This window comes from Stenotrophomonas sp. STK16_22 (assembly GCF_051984505.1).
GTDB classification, from domain to species: domain Bacteria; phylum Pseudomonadota; class Gammaproteobacteria; order Xanthomonadales; family Xanthomonadaceae; genus Stenotrophomonas; species Stenotrophomonas maltophilia_A.
The window spans coordinates 748,218-766,284 of sequence record NZ_CP196972.1; the positions used below are offsets into that span (position 1 = coordinate 748,218).

An 18,067-nucleotide genomic window follows, 5' to 3' on the forward strand; every position below is an offset into this window, starting at 1 on the left:
TGGGATCACGTGCACGGCCTGTTAAGGTCGGTGTTTTCACGCATCACACAGGTGGAACGATGAGCATGCACGCGCGCCGCACACGGCGCTGGACCGGCCTGGTCCTGTCGATGGGACTGCTGGCGGTGGCTCCGCTGGCCTGGGCCGCGTCCCCGCAGCCCGCCCAGGTACAGGCCCAGGGCGTCAACGGCTACGAACTGCCGTCGGCGGCGCTGCAGGCGGTGGTGGACGCGCCGCGCGCGCCCTCGCTGTACCTGTCGCCACGCCGCGATGTCGCCGCGATGATGCAGATGCCGTCGCTGCCGTCGATCCAGGTGGTGGCGCAGCCGGAACTGAAGCTGGCCGGCCTGCGCATCAACCCGCGCACCTTCTCCGACAGCCGCTTCAGCTTCGGCGAGAAGCTGTGGCTGATGAACGTGGCCGACGGCAAGGAACGGCAGATCAGCGGCCTGCCGGCCACGCTGTCGATCGCCAGCGTGATGTGGTCGCCGGACCAGAAGTGGCTGGCCTTCAACCAGGTCGACGCCGCCAGCGGCGCCAATGAACTGTGGCTGGTGGATGTGGCCGGCGGCAGCGCCCGTCGTCTGGTCGCCGGCCTGAACACGGTGATCGGCAGTGGCTACCAGTGGCTGCCGGACAGCCGCGGCCTGGTGGTGTTCACCCGTCCGGCCAACCTTGGTGCGGCCCCGGCCGCCGACGGCATTCCGACCGGCCCGGCCGTGCAGCAGACCAGCCAGGGCGGCGGCGTGGTGTCGATCCGTACCTACCAGGACCTGCTGAAGAACGAGGCCGACGCGCGCCAGTTCGATTACTACGCCACCACCCAGCCGATGGAAGTCAGCCTGGATGGCAACACCCGCGCGATCGGCGCAGCTGGCATCTTCATGGGCTTTGCGGTGTCGCCGGATGGCCGCTTCGTGCTGCGCCAGCCGGTGCAGCGGCCGTATTCCTACGTGGTGCCGGTGAGCAGTTTCCCGCGCCGCATTGAAGTGATCGACCGTGCCAGCGGCAAGCTGGTGCACACCGTGGCCGTGCGTCCGCTGGTGGAAGGTTTGCCGACCGGCAACGACGCTGAAGTGACCGGCGTGCGCGATATCAGCTGGCGTGGTGATGCCGATGCCACGCTGGTCTGGGCCGAAGCCCAGGACGGCGGCGACCCGAACAGGGAGGCCAAGGTGCGCGATGCGGTGCTGATGCAGGCTGCGCCGTTCGACAAGCCGCCGGTCACGTTGGCCCAGCTCGGCAGCCGTCTGGTGGGCATCAACTGGGGCCGTGGCGACCTGGCCCTGCTGACCGAGTCGTGGTGGAAGACGCGCAAGACCAGGACCTGGCTGATCGCCCCGGACAATGCCGGAGCCGAGCCGCGCCTGCTGTGGGATCGCGACGGGCAGGACCGCTATTCCGATCCGGGCCGGCCGCTGTTGTCCAGCGACGACCGCGGGCGCTCGCTGCTGCAGACCAGCGCCGATGGCAGCAGCCTGTATCTGGCCGGTGCCGGTGCATCGCCGGAAGGCGATCGTCCGTTCGTGGACCGCTTCGACGTTGCCACGGGCAAGGCCACCCGCCTGTTCCACTCGCAGGCGCCGAGCTATGCGCTGCCGGTGGCGTTGCTGGACAACCAGGCCAGCTCGCTGCTGCTGAGCCGCGAGAGCCCGGATGAGCCGGCCAACTTCTACGTGCAGTCGCTGGCCGATGCCGGTGCTGCACCGCGTGCGCTGACTCACTTCGCGCATCCGCTGCCGCAGTTGAAGGGCGTGCAGAAGGAGCAGATCCGCTACAAGCGCAAGGATGGCGTCGACCTGACCGCGACCCTGCTGCTGCCGCCGGGCTACGACCCGAAGCGCGACGGCCCGCGGCCGCTGCTGATGTGGGCCTACCCGGGCGAGTTCAAGAGTGCGGCTGCGGCCAGCCAGGTGACCGATTCGCCGTACCGCTTCAATTCGGTCAGCTACTGGGGCCCGCAGGCGTTCCTGGCCAAGGGGTATGTGGTGCTGGCCAGCCCGTCGATGCCGATCATCGGCGAGGGCGACAAGGAGCCGAACGACACCTACATCGAACAGTTGGTGGCCAACGCGCAGGCAGCCGTGGATGAAGTGGTGCGCCGTGGCGTGACCGATCGCGATCACATCGCCATTGGTGGCCATTCCTACGGTGCGTTCATGACCGCCAACCTGCTGGCGCATACGCGCCTGTTCAAGGCGGGCATCGCGCGCAGCGGCGCCTACAACCGCACGCTTACGCCGTTCGGCTTCCAGGCCGAGGAGCGCAACTACTGGCAGGCGCAGGACGTCTACCAGAAGATGGCGCCGTTCAACTACGCCGACAGGATCAAGGATCCGATCCTCTTCATCCACGGCGTGGACGACAACAACTCCGGCACGTTCCCGATGCAGAGCGAGCGCATGTTCGCCGCAGTGAAGGGCCTGGGTGGTACCGCGCGCCTGGTGATGCTGCCGAACGAATCGCATGCCTACCGTGCACGCGAGTCGATCATGACCATGCTGGCCGAAAGCGAGCGCTGGCTGGAACAGACCATCGGCCCGGCCGAGCAGGGCAAGGCGAAGAAGAAGCGCTGACGTGACCCGGTAGTGCCGGCCGCTGGCCGGCAACCTCATGGACCTACGCGACCTGAGGTTGCCGGCCAGCGGCCGGCACTACCAGATGAAACCATTTTTGCAACGCAGCACGATGCCCGTTCTGGGATAGGCTTGGGGTCTGGATCCGATGACCGAGGCCTGTGCGTCGCCGATGAACGAGTACCGCAGCAGCATCGAGTTTGCTTCCCCCGATCTTCCGCTTCGCGATGATGTGCGCCGGCTCGGCGCGCTGGTTGGCGACCTGCTGGTTGAACAGGTCTCCGCCGCCTTCCTCGACGATGTGGAAGACGTGCGCACCCGCGCCATCGCCCGCCGCGAGAACCAGGCGCCGTTGTCGGAGCTGGCCGATGGCCTGGCCGGGCGCACGCCGCAGCAGGCCGAAACCATGGTGCGGGCCTTCAGCACCTACTTCCAGGTGGTCAACATCGCCGAGCGCGTGCATCGCATCCGCCGTCGCCGTGACTACCAGCGCGCCGGTACCGCAGGGGCGCAGCCCGATGGCCTGCAGGATGCACTGCAGCACCTGAAGGCGCAGGGTGTGGGCCTGGACGAGCTGGCGCAGTGGCTGCCACGCATCGACATTGAACCGGTGTTCACCGCACACCCGACCGAAGCGGTACGCCGCGCGCTGCTGGAAAAAGAGCAGTTGATGGTGGCCAGCCTGGTCGACAACCTCGACGGCCAGCGCACCCCGGGTGAGGCCGCCGCCGATGCCGCGCGCTTCCGCATGGCGCTCACCGCGTCGTGGCAGACCACCGATTCCTCACCGGTGCGGCCCACCGTGGATGACGAGCGCGAGCACGTCGGCTTCTATCTGGTGCAGGTGCTGTACCGGGTGATTCCGGTGCTGTACGAATCGCTGCAGCAGGCGTTGCGCGATACCTATGGCGAAGAACTGCCGCTGCCGCGCCTGCTGCGTTTCGGTACCTGGGTGGGCGGCGACATGGACGGCAACCCGAACGTGGATGCCCATACCATCCGCAATACGCTGGATGCGCAGCGGCAGGCGGTACTGGGCCGTTACCAGAAGGAACTGCTGCAGCTGGCCAGCCTGCTCAGCCAGTCCACCGAGCGGGTGGGCGTAAGCGATGCACTGCAGGCGCGCGTGGCGCAGTACCACCAGTTGCTGCCGCAGGTGCAGTCGCGCCCGCGCCATGCCGACATGCCCTACCGCCTGCTCAATGACCGCATGCGTGCACGCCTGCAGGCCACGCTGGATGACGGCGAAGGCGCCTACGCCGGCCCTGATGAACTGATCGAGGACCTGCAGTTGATCCTCGACAGCCTGCGCGCCAACCGCGGCGAACATGCCGGTGGCTTCGCCGTACAGCGCCTGCTGTGGCGGGTGAAGACCTTCGGCTTCCACCTGGCACGGTTGGACGTGCGCCAGGAATCGAGCGTGCATGCGCGCGCGCTGGCCACCGTGCTGGGCGGCGACGCAGCGTGGGACAGTCTCGATACCGTGGGGCGTGCGCGTCTGCTGGCGCCGCATGCCAGTGGTGACGCGCCGTTGCCGAAGGGCGACGACGAAGGCAACCAGCGTCTGGATGCGGTATTTGCGGCGTTGGCCGATGCGCGTGTGCGCCATGGTGGCGATGCGCTGGGCAGCTACATCATCTCGATGGCACACGACCGCAGTGACGTGCTGGCCGTGCTTGCGCTGGCACGCCGTGGCGGCCTGGTGGAAGCGGGCGGGGCGGTGCCGCTGGATATTGCGCCATTGTTCGAAACCGTGGACGACCTCAAGCGTGGCACCGCGACCCTGCGCGACCTGCTGGCCGACCCGGTGTACCGTGCGCATCTGCGTGCACGCGATGACGTGCAGATGGTGATGCTGGGGTACTCGGACAGCAGCAAGGACGGAGGCATCGCTGCCTCACGCTGGGGCCTGCAACGTGCACAGGTGGAACTGATGGAAGTGGCGGCCGAGGCGGGCATCCGCCTGACCTTCTTCCATGGCCGTGGCGGTTCGATCAGCCGTGGTGGTGGCAAGACCACGCATGCGGTCGACGCCTCGCCGCGCGGGAGCATCGATGGCCGCCTGCGGGTGACCGAGCAGGGCGAGGTGATCCACCGCAAGTACGGCATCCGTGCATTGGCCCTGCGCTCGCTGGAACAGGCCACGGGTGCGGTGCTGCGCGCCAGCCTGCGCCCGCGTGCAGCGGAGCCGCGCGAGGATGACTGGCGGCCGGTGATGGATGTGGTCGCCGGCTCCAGCAGCGAGGTCTACCGCACCTTCGTCGGCCAGTCTGGCTTCATGGACTACTTCCGCACGGCCACGCCGATCGACGTGATCGAGCGGATGACGCTGGGTTCGCGTCCGTCGCGCCGGCTCGGTCAGGACGCAGCACTGGGCAACCTGCGTGCGATTCCGTGGGTGTTCGCCTGGAGCCAGGCGCGTGCCGTCATTCCCGGCTGGTATGGCGTGGGCAGCGGACTGCAGGCGGCGGTCGATGCTGGTCACGAGCAGACCCTGCGCGAGATGGCACGTGACTGGCCGTTCTTCCGTACCTTCCTGGACGACATCGCGATGGTGCTGTCCAAGGGGGATATCACCATTGCCGAGCAGTTCTCGCTGTTGTCGGGCGACCTGCACGGGCGCTTCTTCCCGCAGGTACAGCGCGAACTGGAACTGACCCGGCACTGGCTGCTGGCGCTGATGGACCAGCAGACGCTGCTCGACCACGATGCGCGGCTGTCGCTGTCGATCCGTCTGCGCAATCCCTATGTCGATCCGATCAGCGTGCTGCAGGTGGATCTGCTGCAGCGTTGGCGCGAAAGCGGGCGCGAGGATGACGAGCTGCTGCGCGCGCTGGTGGCCTGCGTGAACGGTGTTTCGCAGGGTGTGCAGAACACCGGGTGAAATGCATCCGCCGGGCGTGGCCCGGCGAATTCGAAATGGTAGTGCCGGCCGCTGGCCGGCAACCTCATGATGTCTGGCAGCACGCGCGAGGTTGCCGGCCAGCGGCCGGCGCTACCTCACTCTTCCGGCGACGGCGGGTTCGACGCCAGCAGTTCCAGATGGCGCTGCTCCATTTCCTGGCGCAGTTGGCGGCGGATCAATGCGGCTGCCTGGCGGCGCTTCTCGTCCGACGTGACCGGCTGCAACGACGGCACCGGCGTCGGCCGGCCTTCCTCGTCCACGGCCACCATGGTGAAGAAACAGCTGTTGGCGTGGCGCACGCTGCGCTTGAGGATGTCCTCGGCCACCACCTTGATGCCGATCTCCATCGACGAGGTGCCGGTGTAATTCACCGAGGCCAGGAAGGTGACCAGCTCGCCCACCGCGATGGGCTGGCGGAACATCACCTGGTCCACCGACAGGGTGACCACGTAGCTGCCGGCGTAACGGCTGGCGCAGGCGTAGGCGACCTGGTCGAGCAGGCGCAGGATGGCGCCGCCGTGGACCTTGCCGGAGAAATTGGCCATCTCCGGCGACATCAGCACGGTCATGGACAGCTGGTGGGTTTTGAGTTCGGTCGACATGGGGCGATTGTATCGGCAACCGGTAGTGCCGGCCGCTGGCCGGCAACCACGCGATTGTTTCCGGAGGCCATGAAAAAGCCGGCCAGCGGCCGGCTCTACCAGAAGCAGAAGGGCCGCGTGAGCGGCCCTTCGTGTTTCTTACTTCAGCTTCGCATCGGCGCGCAGGGCGGCAGCGCGGTCGGTCTTCTCCCAGGAGAAGGCCGTGGCGTTGACGGTCTCGCCTTCGCCGTTGAGGTAGCTGAACTCCTTCGGCTTGCGGCCGAAGTGGCCATAGGCCGCAGTCTGCTGGTACATCGGGTGCACCAGGTCCAGCATCTTGATGATGCCGTACGGGCGCAGGTCGAAGTGCTTGCGGATCAGCTTCTCGATCTTGTCGTCGCTGATCTTGCCGGTGCCGAAGGTGGTGACCGAGATCGAGGTCGGCTCAGCCACGCCGATGGCGTAGGAGACCTGCACTTCGCAACGGTCGGCCAGGCCGGCGGCAACCACGTTCTTGGCCACGTAGCGGGCCGCGTAGGCTGCCGAACGGTCGACCTTGGACGGGTCCTTGCCGGAGAAGGCGCCACCACCGTGACGGGCCCAGCCGCCGTAGGTATCGACGATGATCTTGCGGCCAGTCAGGCCGCAGTCGCCCACCGGGCCGCCGATCTCGAACTTGCCGGTCGGGTTGATGTGGAACTTGGTGCCCTTGTGCAGCCACTTGGCCGGCAGCACCGGCTTGATGATCTCTTCGCGGACGGCCTCGATGAGGTCCTTCTGCTTGATGCCCGGGGCGTGCTGGGTCGACAGGACCACGGCGTCGATGGCCGAGACCACGCCGTTTTCATAGCGCAGGGTGACCTGGCTCTTGGCGTCCGGGCGCAGCCACGACAGCGGCGAGTTCTTCTTCTTGCGGATCTTGGCCTGCTGCTCGACCAGGCGGTGCGACAGGTGGATCGCGGCCGGCATGTAGCTGTCGGTCTCGTTGGTGGCATAGCCGAACATCAGGCCCTGGTCGCCAGCGCCCATTTCTTCCGGCTTCTTGCGATCCACGCCCTGGGCGATGTGCGGCGACTGCTTGCCGATCAGGTTCAGCACGCCACAGGTGGCGCCGTCGAAGCCGACGTCGGAGCTGTCATAGCCGATGTCCGTGATGACCTTGCGGGTCAGCGCTTCCAGGTCGATCCAGGCGCTGGTGGTGATCTCACCGGCCACAATGGCAACACCGGTCTTGACCATGGTCTCGCAGGCCACGCGGGCGCGCTGGTCCTGGGTCAGGATCGCGTCCAGCACCGCATCGGAGATCTGGTCGGCAACCTTGTCCGGATGGCCTTCGGAGACCGACTCGGAGGTGAAGAGATAGCTGGACATCAGGCGTAATATCCCTTGATTCGGATGGAAAGATGGGCGCGAATGATACACGGGGTGCGCCGCCTGTGCATTGTGAACCTGTACCGGTTGCCGGTGGTTAAGCCCGCGTAGCCCCGGCAGGGGCCGTCCGGCCGGGATTGGGGCTCAGCCTCGAGGTCCAGTGTTCCACCAGCGTGACAACGCAGCGGGCGGCTACCGGCCCCGACTGCGCGGGCCACAACGCCCGGCAGCGGCTGTGCGGCCGTCATCGTTCTGCCCAAAAACCGCCATCTGGCTGCCGCCTGCCGGGCGCAGGCTGTCGGCCAATCCGGCCGCCGGGCATGAGTGGATCCGCCATGCAGGAACTTGAACAGCGTCTCCAGCAACGCTTCCCCGATTGGTTCCATGGCCGCCGGGGCCAACTGGCGCGACCACTGCTGCGCAGCGTCGGTCGCTGGTCGCGGCTGGACCAGATCGAAGCCTTCCTGCAGCGCAGCTCAGGCCTGCGTGGCTTCGGCTTCGTCGCCGCCGGCCTGGAGTTCATCGACGGCCAGTACCAGGTGGATCCGGCCGCGCTGGCCAGGATCCCGGCCACCGGCCGCCTGCTGATCGTCGCCAACCATCCCTCCGGGGCACTGGATGCCCTCGCTCTGCTGGACGCGGTCGGCCGCATCCGCCGTGACGTGCGGATCGTGGCCAACGACCTGTTGGGGGCAATCGCGCCACTGCAGGACCTGCTGCTGCCGGTACGCATCCTCGGTGGCAAGGCCCAGCGTGGCAGCCTGCATGCCGTCGAAGAGGCGCTGGCCGCCGAGCAGTGCGTGATCGTGTTCCCGGCCGGCGAGGTCTCGCGGCTGTCGCTGCGCGGCATCCGTGATGGTCGCTGGCAGCGCGGTTTCGTCCGCTTTGCCCGTGCCGCTGGCGCGCCGGTGCTGCCGGTGCGTGTGGAGGCGCGCAACTCGGCGCTGTTCTACGGCGCCTCGACCCTGTTCAAGCCGGCGGGCACCGCGCTGCTGGCGCGCGAGATGTTCACCCGTCGTGGCCGTCCGCTGCGGCTGCGCATCGGTGAGCCGATGCAGCTGGGCAAGGGCGGCGACCCGGGCGCACAGCTGCTGGCGGTGCGCCGCGCGCTGTATGCGCTGGGCCGTAATGGGGCCGCGGGCGATGCAGCTGCTGTAGCAGGCCCCGAGCCGCTGGCGTCCCCGGTGCCGCCTTCACAGGTGGCCGCAGGCATCGCCGCGGCGACCCAGCTGGGCCAGACCGCCGACGGCAAGCAGATCCTGCTGGCGACCTGTACCGCCGATTCGCCGCTGCTGCTGGAGCTGGGGCGTCTGCGCGAGCTGACCTTCCGCCAGGTAGGCGAGGGCACCGGGCGCAGCCGCGATCTGGACGATTACGATCCGCGGTACGAACACATCGTGATCTGGGACGCGGCCGCGCAGCGCATCGCCGGCGCCTACCGGATCATGCGTGGTGCCCACGCGCTGGCCCGGCACGGCCTGTCCGGGCTCTACAGCGCGTCGCTGTTCCGCTATTCCGACGACGCCATCACCCACATCGCCGAAGGCCTGGAACTGGGCCGCAGCTTCGTGGTGCCTGATTACTGGGGCAGCCGCAGCCTGGACTACCTGTGGCAGGGCATCGGTGCCTACCTGCAGTGCCGGCCCGGCATCCGCTACCTGTTCGGCGCCGTGTCGATCAGCGCAGCGCTGCCACGCGATGCACGCGAGCAGCTGGTGGCGTACTACCAGCGCTACTACAGCGGTACCGCCGGCCTGGCCGAATCGAACCGCCCGTTCCAGTACTTCGCCGCGCCGCCAAGTTTCGGCGAGCTGGATGCAGGTGCCGCGTTCGATGTGCTCAAGGCCAACCTGGCCGCACTCGGCACCGGCGTGCCGACGCTGTATCGCCAGTACACCGATCTGTGCGAACCCGGTGGCGCCCGTTTCCTTGCCTTCGGTGTCGACCCGGACTTCAGTGATTCGATCGACGGCCTGATTGAAGTGGACCTGTGCGCGATCAGGCCGAACAAGCGCAAACGCTACCTGCGCGACGCGGGGGCGCCGGCATGAGCGCGCTGGCGAACCTGTCGCCGCACCGGCGCGCAGTGTTCGTCTCCGACGTGCACCTGGGGTCACGTCATTGCCATGCCACCGAGCTGGCGCGGTTCCTCTCGCAGCTGCGCTGCGAACGGTTGTACCTGGTGGGCGACATCATCGACCTGTGGTGGATGGCGCATCGCCGCGCCAACTGGCGCCAGTCGCATAGCGAAGTCATCCAGGCCCTGCACGCGCTGCGCCGTGCCGGGACCGAGATCGTCTACATCCCCGGCAACCATGACGCGTCACTGCGCCACGTGTGCGGGCTGATGCTCCCAGCGATGCAGGTGCGCCGCCGCGCCATCCATGTGACCGCCGATGGCCGTCGCCTGCTCGTTGCGCATGGGGACGAGTACGACGGCGTGACCCACTTCGGTGGCCTGCAGGAAAAGTTCGGTGACTGGCTGTACTACCGCATCCTGACCGGCAACCAGGCGTTGAATGCGGTGCGGCGGCTGCTGGGGATGCGCTACTGGTCGCTGTCGGAGTTCCTGAAGAAGCGCAGCGGTGCGGCCGAACGCTACATCGAACGCTTCGTGCAGGCCGGGCTGGACGACGTGCGGCGGCGCGGACTGGATGGCATCGTCTGTGGCCACATCCACCGCGCCGCGCTGATCGAGCGCGATGGCCTGGTCTATGCCAACGACGGCGACTGGGTGGAGAGCCTGACCGCGCTGGCCGAAGACCATGATGGCGCGCTGCGCCTGCTTGACCACAATGGCCAGACCCTGGTGGAACTGCCGGGCGCGCGCATCAAGCAAGCGGCTTGACCCACTCTTGTAGAGTCGAGCCATGCTCGACTGCTCTTCTCAGACTGCCCCGCGTACAGCAGTCGAGCATGGCTTGTATGTTCCTCCCGGCTCCTACGCGGTATGTAGGAGCCAGGGTGGAGGGACCGTCAAGCATGCATCTGCGGATACTAGCCGACAGACGAGTCGAGCGATCCCCATCCCGCACACGAACGTCGATAAAGGATCGTACGGCCCCCAAAGGGGATCGTCGATGTAGGCAAGCTAACGTCGGTGCGGTACCACCCCAGCCCCTTAAAGATAGCTGGGAGCCGTACAAATGTCTGATTCTCTCGATATTGGCGTGGACGTGGACTCCAAGGAGTTCGTACCGGCAGTGGCCGACCGCAAGGCCGGCGACAGGATCGCCAACACCCGGGCCGGCATAGCCCAGTGGCTCAACACCTTGCCCCAGCGATGCCGGATTGGCATGGAGGCGACGGGGCGGTACTACGAGTTGTTGGCTCGGATGGCTGGCCAGGCAGGCCACGTTGTCTATGTGATCAATCCACGTCTGATCAAGCACTACGGCCGGGCGACGGGCTCGCGTGGCAAGACGGACGCCATGGACGCCGAAGCGATCGCCCGGTACGTGAAGAAGGAGAACGATCGCCTGCGTGAATACGTACCGCGTACCGATGAGCAGCAGCAGATGCACGATTTGCTGCGCAAGCGGCAGACGCTGGTAAAGACACGCGCGCGCCTGGAGCAATCCTTCGGGGTAAGCAAAAGTGCCCCCGGGGAGCTGTCAGATCTGTTCTGCGCTCTGGCTGGGACGCTGTCCGAGCTGGAAAGCGAACTGCAGCGCTTGGGTCGCGATGGAGAGCATGGCGCGCTCTACAAGCGCCTGTTGACCATCCCTGGTATCGGCCCTGCCGTCGCCGCTCACCTGATTTACTACATGACGCGCTGGCCGTTGGCCAACGCCAACGCGTGGATCGCCTGCACGGGCCTGGATCCCCGGCCTAACGAGTCTGGCGGCAGAACGGGACGGCGTCGGCTGTCCAAACAGGGCGCGCCAGTGCTGCGCCAGATGCTCTACATGGCCGCAATGGGGCTCAAGCGGTGTCGCCAGGGGCAACCGCTCTACGACGAGCTGTCAAAACGCGGTCACCCCAGCACCGCCGTCTTCAACATCCTGGCCAGAAAGCTGGCCAGGATCGCCTGGGGTGTCTTCAAAAGCGGCCGGGACTTCGATCCGGCCATGCTGAAGGTGGGTCAAGCCTGCTTCCAGCAGGCTTGACCACGAACATAGGATCTCGACTCTACAAAAGAGCGCGAGCGGCTGTGCCATCAAGACGGCACGCCCGCAAGCCGCTAGCATCGGCCCATGGATTCCCTGACCCAGATCGTGCTCGGCGGCGCCGTCGCTGCTGCCATCGCCCCGCCCGGACATCGCCGTGCGGCCCTGCTGGCCGGTGCCGCGCTCGGCACCCTGCCGGACCTCGACGCCCTGTGGCTCGGCTTCACTGCCGCCGACCCGGTGGCGAACATGATCGAGCACCGCAGCTTCAGCCACTCGCTGCTGGTGCTGCCTTGGGTGGCGGCACTGATCTGGTGGTTGTTCAAGCGCTTCGGCAATGGCCGCGTCGCCCAGTCACCGGTGCGCTGGTTCTGGGCGATCCAGCTGGCGCTGGTCACCCATCCCATGCTGGATGCGTTCACCGTCTACGGCACCCAGCTGTGGTGGCCGCTGCGCCCACACCCGACCATGGGTTCCAGTGTCTTCATCATCGATCTCGGCTACACGGTATGGCTGCTGCTGGGCTGCGTGCTGGCCTGGTTTGGTCGCGCCCGCCCCTGGGCTGGCAAGGTGCTGGGTGTGGCGTTGCTGGTCAGCAGTGCCTACCTGGGTTGGGGCCTGATCGCCAAGGCGCAGGTCGACCGTGCTGCCCAGCAGAGCCTGGCGGCGATGGGCCTGGGCGATGCGCCGCGCTTCTCGGTGCCGATGCCGTTCAACACCCTGCTGTGGCGCGTGGTGGCAATGACGCCGAACGGCTACGTGGTGGGCGACCGCTCGCTGGTGGCCGACCACGGGCCGATGCGGTTCGAAGGCCACGCATCCAACGTGCAGGCCTTGCGCGAAGCGCAGGCCATCCCGGCGGTGCAGCAGCTGACGTGGTTCAATCGTGGCTTCATGCGTGCGCAGGTGGTGGACGGCCGGCTGGTGCTGAGCGACCTGCGTATGGGGCTGGAACCGGACTACACCTTCAACTTCGCGGTGGCCGAGCAGGCTGATGGGCAGTGGCGGGCGATCACGCCCGAGCAGGTGCGGGTGGATTACAGCAGCCCGGCTGCACGCGCCGACGTCGGACGCCGGTTGGCCGCGATGTGGCAGCGGATCTGGCATCAGCCGGCAGCACAGCCGGGTGCGGTCGACCACAGCGCCGTGCATTGATCCGTAGATCCACGCCATGCGTGGATGGCGCGGACATCGGCGATGGCAGCCACGCATGGCGTGGCTCTACTGCCTCCATCGGCGGTGCAGTGTCGCATCCGTAGATCCACGCCATGCGTGGATGGCGGGGTGCATCGGCCAAGGCAGCCACGCATGACGTGGCTCCACCGAATCAATACACCGTGGCGCGGCCCTGCACGAACGAATAGAAGAACACCGCGTTCGGATCGTTCTGCACCAGGCGGAACTCGCGACGCATGCCTTCCACGGTTTCCTCGTCCACCGATCCGGCCTGCAACAGCTGGTCGGCAGCCGACAGCAGCAGTTGTTCCCAGAACGCGATCATCGTCTTGCGACGGGCCGGTTCGCGGTTGTCCAGGTGGATGGTCTTGATCTCGGTGTGCACGTCGCGGAAGCCGCCGGCTAGCAGCAGGTTGCCCAGCTTGGCGCCGACGAACGGATCTCCCCCGTGGTCGTACTGGAAATCGTTGAAGGCCATCCAGTAGCGCCAGATATGCGGCGAATACGGGTCGAGCAGGAACGAGGCATTCATCACCTCGGTGATGTAGACCGGCGAACCCGGGGCCAGCACGCGGCGCACTTCGCTCAATACGCGTGCTGGTGACGGCACGTGCTCCAGCACCCAGCACAGGAACGCCGCGTCGAAGCTGCGTGCTTCGAACGGCAGCTCGCCGGCGTCGGCCTGCTGCAGGGTGTAGCGGTCGCTGCACCACGGTGTGCGCGCCAGGTTCTCGCGCGCGGTGGCCAGCTGTGTTTCGCTCAGGTCCACGCCGGTCACGTGCAGATCGGGGAAGCGGCGCAGCAGGATTTCGGTCTGCGCGCCGACGCCGCTGCCGACTTCCAGCAGGCGACGCGCGCCGCTGTAGTCGATCTGGCCGAAGATGCTCGATTCCAGCAGCCGTGCCTGGGTCATCAGGCGCTGCTGCTCGGTGCCGGAGAATCCGTGCAGGTAGGTCGGGGAGGAAATCGGCGGGGTCATGGGGGCGGGCTCTTGTAGCGTCGAGCGTGATCAATGGAAGGGGCGCGTAGAGTCGAGCGTGCTCGACTGTTCAGAAAGCCAGTCGAGCACGCTCGACTCTACGGTGTGGAGCAGTCGAGCAAGCTCGACTCTACGGATCAAGGCAGTCGGGCGGGTTACGAGGGGCTGGCGCGCTCAGGCTGCCGAAGACAACGCCGGTTCCCCGGCAATCAGGCGGTCGAAGTACTCGGTCGTCAATGCGATCTGGCTGGCCGGATCTTCGGCACGGTTGACCACCGCGCGGAAGGCGGCATTCTCCGGTCGATCCTTGGCGTACCAGCCCAGGTGCTTGCGCGCGATGCGCACGCCCTGCGGCTCGCCATAAAACGCATGCAGTGCATGCAGGTGGCCGAGCAGGATGTCGCGCACTTCTGCCAGTGACGGCGGCGGCAGTTCCTCGCCGGTGGCCAGGTAATGCGCCACCTCGCGGAAGATCCATGGCCGGCCCTGTGCCGAGCGGCCGATCATCACTGCATCCACGCCGGTTTCCTTCAGGACGTAGGCGGCCTTCTGCGGCGAATCGATATCGCCGTTGGCGATCACCGGAATGCGCAGTGCGGCCTTGATCTCGCCGATCGTGGCGTACTCGGCCTGGCCGGTGTAGTGCTGGTCGCGGGTGCGGCCGTGCACCGCCAGTGCGGCGATACCGCTGTTCTCTGCGATGCGCGCGATCACCGGACCATTGCGATGGTCGCAGTCCCAACCGGTACGGATCTTCAGCGTGACCGGCACGTCCACCGCGTTGACCACGGCTTCGAGGATGCGCGCCACCAGCTGTTCGTCGCGCATCAGTGCCGAACCGGCCCAGGCGTTGCACACCTTCTTGGCCGGGCAGCCCATGTTGATGTCGATGATCTGCGCGCCGTGGTCCACGTTGTAGCGGGCGGCTTCGGCCAACTGCTGCGGCTCGGTGCCGGCGATCTGCACGCTGATCGGTGCCGGCTCGCCGTCATGGTCCATGCGATGGATCGACTTGCGCGTGGTCCAGAAGCGCGGGTCGCTGATGGTCATTTCCGAGGCGGCCAGTCCCGCGCCCAGCCGTTTGCACAGCAGGCGGAAAGGCTTGTCGGTGACGCCGGCCATGGGCGCCAGCACGACGTTGGGGGCAATGGTGTACGGGCCGATCTGCATGCGCCCATTGTAGGGCGCGGGCGGCGGTACGGCCGTGTCGGGCGCGGTCCGGTTCAGGCCGATCCGCACCCAGCTCATGCCGTACCGGCATCAACAGATGCTTGACGGTTGCTTCCGCCGCCCCCAAGGGCGGGCGATGGTAGGCGGCTACCCCAGGCTCTGCCAGGCCTGGCGGGTCCCCAGCGCGAAGGCCAGCCCCAGGCTGAGGCAGGCCAGTGAACTGAGTACCCAGAAGTGCCGGCCGTTGTAGCCGGGCCGGAGCAGCGCCAGCCCGAAGCCCATCGCCGCGCGCACCAGCAACAGCAGGGCGATGCCCGACAGCACCGGACGGCTGGCCGGCAGCGGCGAATGCCAGCCTGCGGCTGCCAGCGCGTACAGCGTCCAGGCCACCAGCACGGCAGTAATGCCGGCGGTCATCAGTGGTGGCCACCAATGCCCCGCCTGTGCCAGCCGGACCATGCGCTGGCCAGCGCCGAACCACCGGTACCAGGGTGCCCCAAAGGCAATGCAGCCGATATGCAGCAAGGCTGCGATGGCACTGCCGGCGGCGGCAACCAGCAACCAGGGGAATCCGTCCATGTCCTGCCCGTGCAGAGAAGCTGCGCGGATGTTCGGCGAGGGGCGGGGTGAGGGCAATGCGGCAGGCGGTCGCAGAGCTGGACAATGGGCAAAAGAAAGGCCCGGATGCCAGCGCACCCGGGCCTTCCCATCCACGCATGGCGTGGATCTACTTCACTTCCACGTCGGCCGGGGTGAAGCGCGGCATTGCCGCAGCAGCGCCTTCCTTCTCGGTCGAACGACCGGCGAACTGGTTGGCGAAGCGCACGTGGCGGGCGAACGGGGCGTCGGCCACCTGCGCCAGCGACGCGGCCAGCGCACCGTTGAAGGCGTCACCGGCACCGGTGGTGTCGATCGCCTGCACCTGTTCGGCACCCACGCGGTAGTACGGCTGGGTATCGCCGCGCAGGTTCTCGTCGGCATGCGACACGAATACACCCACCGAACCCAGGGTCACCACCACGGTACCGTTGCCGACCAGCTTGCGGCACAGCGCATGCAGGCTGGCACCATCCAGCGCGGCGACGTCGTTGGCATCCACGCGCTCACCGACATGGCGGCCGAGCAGGGCTGCGAACTCGGTCTCGTTCGGGGTGATCACATCGGCCAGCTTGAGCAGGCCGATGGTCGAAGGGGCGTCGGCCGGTGCGGTGTTGAGCACGGTGGTGACGCCGGCCTCGCGGGCCGTGGCCAGCGCCGCTTCGATGGTCTGCACCGGCGATTCCAGCTGCACCAGCACCACCTTGGCGCCGGTCAGCAGGGCCTGCTGCTGTTGCAGGAAGTCGGTGCTCAGCGCGGCGTTGGCACCCGGTCCGATCACGATGGTGTTGCGGCCACGGGCATCGACGTAGATGCCGGCGGTGCCGGTCGGCTCGCTGCTGGCCTCGGCGATCAGCGCGAATCCATCCTGCGCGGCCAGCTCACGGGCGGTGGCACCACCGGCGTCGTCGCCCAGCGCGCATACGAAGTGCGTGTCGGCACCGGCGCGGCAGGCCGCCACGGCCTGGTTGAAGCCCTTGCCACCGGGGCCGGTGCTGTAACGGCCGGCAATGGTCGCACCCGGTGCCGGCAGCGACTCGCACCGCCACACGTGATCGACATTGAAGGAACCGACGACAACGACACTGCTGCTCATAGGGAATCTTTTCTCAACCAAGGGTTCAACTGAAGTGCGTCAGCACGCCGGCGATGGTCGCCGTCATGAAGGTGGCAATGGTACCGCCCAACACCGCGCGCAGGCCGAACTTGGCCAGATCGTGGCGACGTTCCGGGGCCAGGCCGCCGATGCCGCCGATCTGGATCGCGATCGAGCTGAAGTTGGCGAAGCCGCACAGCGCGTAGGTGGCGATCAGGCGACCTTCCTCGGACAGGCTCACGCCGGCGATCTGACCGTTCACGATCTGCGACAGCTCGGTGTAGGCCACGAACTCGTTGATCACGACCTTCTGGCCGATCAGCGAACCGACGGTGGTGGCATCGGCCCACGGGGTGCCGATCACCCAGGCGATCGGGGCCAGCACGTAACCGAAGATGGTCGACAGGTTGGTCGGCTTGCCGATGGCAGCGGCCAGGCCGGTCACATCGCCGATCCAGGTCAGCGGGGCGTTCAGCAGCGCGATCAGGGCGATGAAGGCCAGCAGCATCGCACCGATGTTCAGCGCCAGCTTCAGGCCGTCACCGGCGCCGGCTGCGGCCGCGTCGATGATGTTGCTGGAGGTCTTCTCGACTTCCATCTTCACCGTGCCGCGGGTCAGCGGGGTGCCGGTTTCCGGAATCAGCAGCTTGGCCACGACCAGCGTGGCCGGCGCGGCCATGATGCTGGCCGCCAGCAAGTGCTTGGCGTAGAAGGCCTGCTGCGCCGGATCGCCACCGCCGAGCATGCCCACGTAGGCCGCCAGCACGCCGCCGGCGATGTGCGCCATGCCGCCGATCATCATGGTCAGCAGCTCGGACTGGGTCATCCTGGCGATGTACGGGCGCACGGTCAGCGGCGCCTCGGTCTGGCCGATGAAGACGCTGGCGCAGACGCTGGTGGTTTCCGCACCCGACACGCGCATCACCTTGGTGATCGACCAGGCCATCACGCGCACGATGCCCTGCATGATGTTGAGGTGGTACATCACCCCCATCAGCGCAGAGAAGAAGATGATGGTCGGCAACACCTGGAAGGCGAAGATGAAGCCGTAGTTCTTGGTGTCCATCAACGAGCCGAAGATGAAGCCCGAGCCCTCGTTGACGTAGCTGAGGATCTTGACGAAGCCCTTGCCCAGCGCGTCGAACACGTCGCGCCCGCCCGGCACCAGGATCACCAGCGCCGCAAAGGCGATCTGCAGGGTGATACCGGTGGCAACCAGCTTCCAGTCAACCGCGCGCTTGTTATTGGAAAACAACCAGGTGATGCCGATCAGCACCGCCAACCCGAACAGGCCGAAGCCGATCCTGCCCAAACCTTCGACCATGTGAGTGACTCCCCTAGGGCGTCGCGAAAAACGGGAAGCCTAGTGCAGGGCAGGGGCCGGGGCAAGAAAAAGCAGCGTGCGCGCGGCCAACGGTACCGATCAGGCCAGCAACGGCAAGGGCTTGCGGCTGGCGGCGGCGGGTAGAATGGGGTTCGATCCCGGCCCGGATGCGGGCCCGCAGCA

13 protein-coding genes are annotated in these 18,067 nt (G+C 67.0%); 6 read left to right on the forward strand and 7 right to left on the reverse strand.

Features of this window, described 5'->3' with window-relative positions; genetic code table 11:
* Positions 1-59 precede the first annotated feature (59 nt).
* Positions 60-2,576 (forward strand): S9 family peptidase, encoded by a 2,517-nt coding sequence (locus ACSYAO_RS03325; RefSeq protein ID WP_049461608.1) that lies wholly within the window; start codon positions 60-62, stop codon positions 2,574-2,576.
* A 172-nt stretch (positions 2,577-2,748) separates the two neighbouring features.
* The gene (ppc, locus tag ACSYAO_RS03330) at positions 2,749-5,460 is read left to right on the forward strand and encodes a phosphoenolpyruvate carboxylase (protein WP_049461628.1); all 2,712 of its coding nucleotides are present in this window, start codon (positions 2,749-2,751) and stop codon (positions 5,458-5,460) included.
* 116 nt (positions 5,461-5,576) lie between these two features.
* Here the strand turns inward: ppc and ACSYAO_RS03335 are convergent, their stop codons facing one another.
* Together ACSYAO_RS03335 and metK are read right to left on the reverse strand one after the other, a co-directional pair.
* Entirely contained in the window at positions 5,577-6,083 is a 507-nt protein-coding gene (locus ACSYAO_RS03335) for an acyl-CoA thioesterase (RefSeq protein ID WP_049399791.1), read from the reverse strand.
* 138 nt (positions 6,084-6,221) lie between these two features.
* Positions 6,222-7,433: a methionine adenosyltransferase gene (gene metK / locus ACSYAO_RS03340; protein ID WP_010481882.1), complete on the reverse strand. Its 1,212-nt coding sequence runs from the start codon at positions 7,431-7,433 to the stop codon at positions 6,222-6,224.
* Positions 7,434-7,768: 335 nt separating this feature from the next.
* Here metK and ACSYAO_RS03345 point away from each other — a divergent pair, with 335 nt between their 5' ends.
* The 4 genes from ACSYAO_RS03345 to ACSYAO_RS03360 all read left to right on the forward strand — a co-directional run bounded on the left by ACSYAO_RS03345 (position 7,769) and on the right by ACSYAO_RS03360 (position 12,697).
* Positions 7,769-9,484: a lysophospholipid acyltransferase family protein gene (locus ACSYAO_RS03345; protein WP_049461607.1), complete on the forward strand. Its 1,716-nt coding sequence runs from the start codon at positions 7,769-7,771 to the stop codon at positions 9,482-9,484.
* Entirely contained in the window at positions 9,481-10,281 is an 801-nt protein-coding gene (locus ACSYAO_RS03350) for a UDP-2,3-diacylglucosamine diphosphatase (RefSeq protein WP_032129692.1), read from the forward strand. The genes ACSYAO_RS03345 and ACSYAO_RS03350 overlap by 4 nt, the downstream gene beginning before the upstream one ends.
* 298 nt (positions 10,282-10,579) lie before the next feature.
* Entirely contained in the window at positions 10,580-11,542 is a 963-nt protein-coding gene (locus tag ACSYAO_RS03355; RefSeq protein ID WP_228355044.1) for an IS110 family transposase, read from the forward strand.
* An 87-nt stretch (positions 11,543-11,629) separates the two neighbouring features.
* Complete coding sequence (locus tag ACSYAO_RS03360) at positions 11,630-12,697, forward strand: metal-dependent hydrolase (protein WP_049461582.1); 1,068 nt, start codon at positions 11,630-11,632, stop codon at positions 12,695-12,697.
* Between the two features lie 172 nt (positions 12,698-12,869).
* Here ACSYAO_RS03360 and ACSYAO_RS03365 read toward each other — a convergent pair whose 3' ends face one another.
* The 5 genes from ACSYAO_RS03365 to ACSYAO_RS03385 all read right to left on the reverse strand — a co-directional run bounded on the left by ACSYAO_RS03365 (position 12,870) and on the right by ACSYAO_RS03385 (position 17,884).
* Positions 12,870-13,697, reverse strand: a complete 828-nt coding sequence (locus tag ACSYAO_RS03365; protein ID WP_032129690.1) for a class I SAM-dependent methyltransferase — start codon at positions 13,695-13,697, stop codon at positions 12,870-12,872.
* A 174-nt stretch (positions 13,698-13,871) separates the two neighbouring features.
* On the reverse strand, positions 13,872-14,867 hold the full coding sequence (dusB, locus tag ACSYAO_RS03370) for a tRNA dihydrouridine synthase DusB (RefSeq protein WP_049425080.1): 996 nt from the start codon (positions 14,865-14,867) through the stop codon (positions 13,872-13,874).
* A gap of 147 nt (positions 14,868-15,014) precedes the next feature.
* Positions 15,015-15,446, reverse strand: coding sequence for a hypothetical protein (locus tag ACSYAO_RS03375; RefSeq protein WP_049425064.1), 432 nt, complete (start codon positions 15,444-15,446; stop codon positions 15,015-15,017).
* A gap of 148 nt (positions 15,447-15,594) precedes the next feature.
* On the reverse strand, positions 15,595-16,560 hold the full coding sequence (locus ACSYAO_RS03380; RefSeq protein ID WP_032129936.1) for a ribokinase: 966 nt from the start codon (positions 16,558-16,560) through the stop codon (positions 15,595-15,597).
* Between the two features lie 25 nt (positions 16,561-16,585).
* The gene (locus ACSYAO_RS03385; RefSeq protein WP_010481870.1) at positions 16,586-17,884 is read right to left on the reverse strand and encodes a NupC/NupG family nucleoside CNT transporter; all 1,299 of its coding nucleotides are present in this window, start codon (positions 17,882-17,884) and stop codon (positions 16,586-16,588) included.
* Between the last annotated feature and the right edge of the window lie 183 nt (positions 17,885-18,067).

What these genes read in the sequence shown, in the direction of transcription:
- ACSYAO_RS03325 (WP_049461608.1), top strand. Translation starts at nt 60, where the DNA reads ATGAGCATGCACGCGCGCCGCACACGGCGCTGGACCGGCCTGGTCCTG.
- ppc (WP_049461628.1), top strand. Translation starts at nt 2,749, where the DNA reads ATGAACGAGTACCGCAGCAGCATCGAGTTTGCTTCCCCCGATCTTCCG.
- ACSYAO_RS03335 (WP_049399791.1), bottom strand. Translation starts at nt 6,083, where the DNA reads ATGTCGACCGAACTCAAAACCCACCAGCTGTCCATGACCGTGCTGATG.
- metK (WP_010481882.1), bottom strand. Translation starts at nt 7,433, where the DNA reads ATGTCCAGCTATCTCTTCACCTCCGAGTCGGTCTCCGAAGGCCATCCG.
- ACSYAO_RS03345 (WP_049461607.1), top strand. Translation starts at nt 7,769, where the DNA reads ATGCAGGAACTTGAACAGCGTCTCCAGCAACGCTTCCCCGATTGGTTC.
- ACSYAO_RS03350 (WP_032129692.1), top strand. Translation starts at nt 9,481, where the DNA reads ATGAGCGCGCTGGCGAACCTGTCGCCGCACCGGCGCGCAGTGTTCGTC.
- ACSYAO_RS03355 (WP_228355044.1), top strand. Translation starts at nt 10,580, where the DNA reads ATGTCTGATTCTCTCGATATTGGCGTGGACGTGGACTCCAAGGAGTTC.
- ACSYAO_RS03360 (WP_049461582.1), top strand. Translation starts at nt 11,630, where the DNA reads ATGGATTCCCTGACCCAGATCGTGCTCGGCGGCGCCGTCGCTGCTGCC.
- ACSYAO_RS03365 (WP_032129690.1), bottom strand. Translation starts at nt 13,697, where the DNA reads ATGACCCCGCCGATTTCCTCCCCGACCTACCTGCACGGATTCTCCGGC.
- dusB (WP_049425080.1), bottom strand. Translation starts at nt 14,867, where the DNA reads ATGCAGATCGGCCCGTACACCATTGCCCCCAACGTCGTGCTGGCGCCC.
- ACSYAO_RS03375 (WP_049425064.1), bottom strand. Translation starts at nt 15,446, where the DNA reads ATGGACGGATTCCCCTGGTTGCTGGTTGCCGCCGCCGGCAGTGCCATC.
- ACSYAO_RS03380 (WP_032129936.1), bottom strand. Translation starts at nt 16,560, where the DNA reads ATGAGCAGCAGTGTCGTTGTCGTCGGTTCCTTCAATGTCGATCACGTG.
- ACSYAO_RS03385 (WP_010481870.1), bottom strand. Translation starts at nt 17,884, where the DNA reads ATGGTCGAAGGTTTGGGCAGGATCGGCTTCGGCCTGTTCGGGTTGGCG.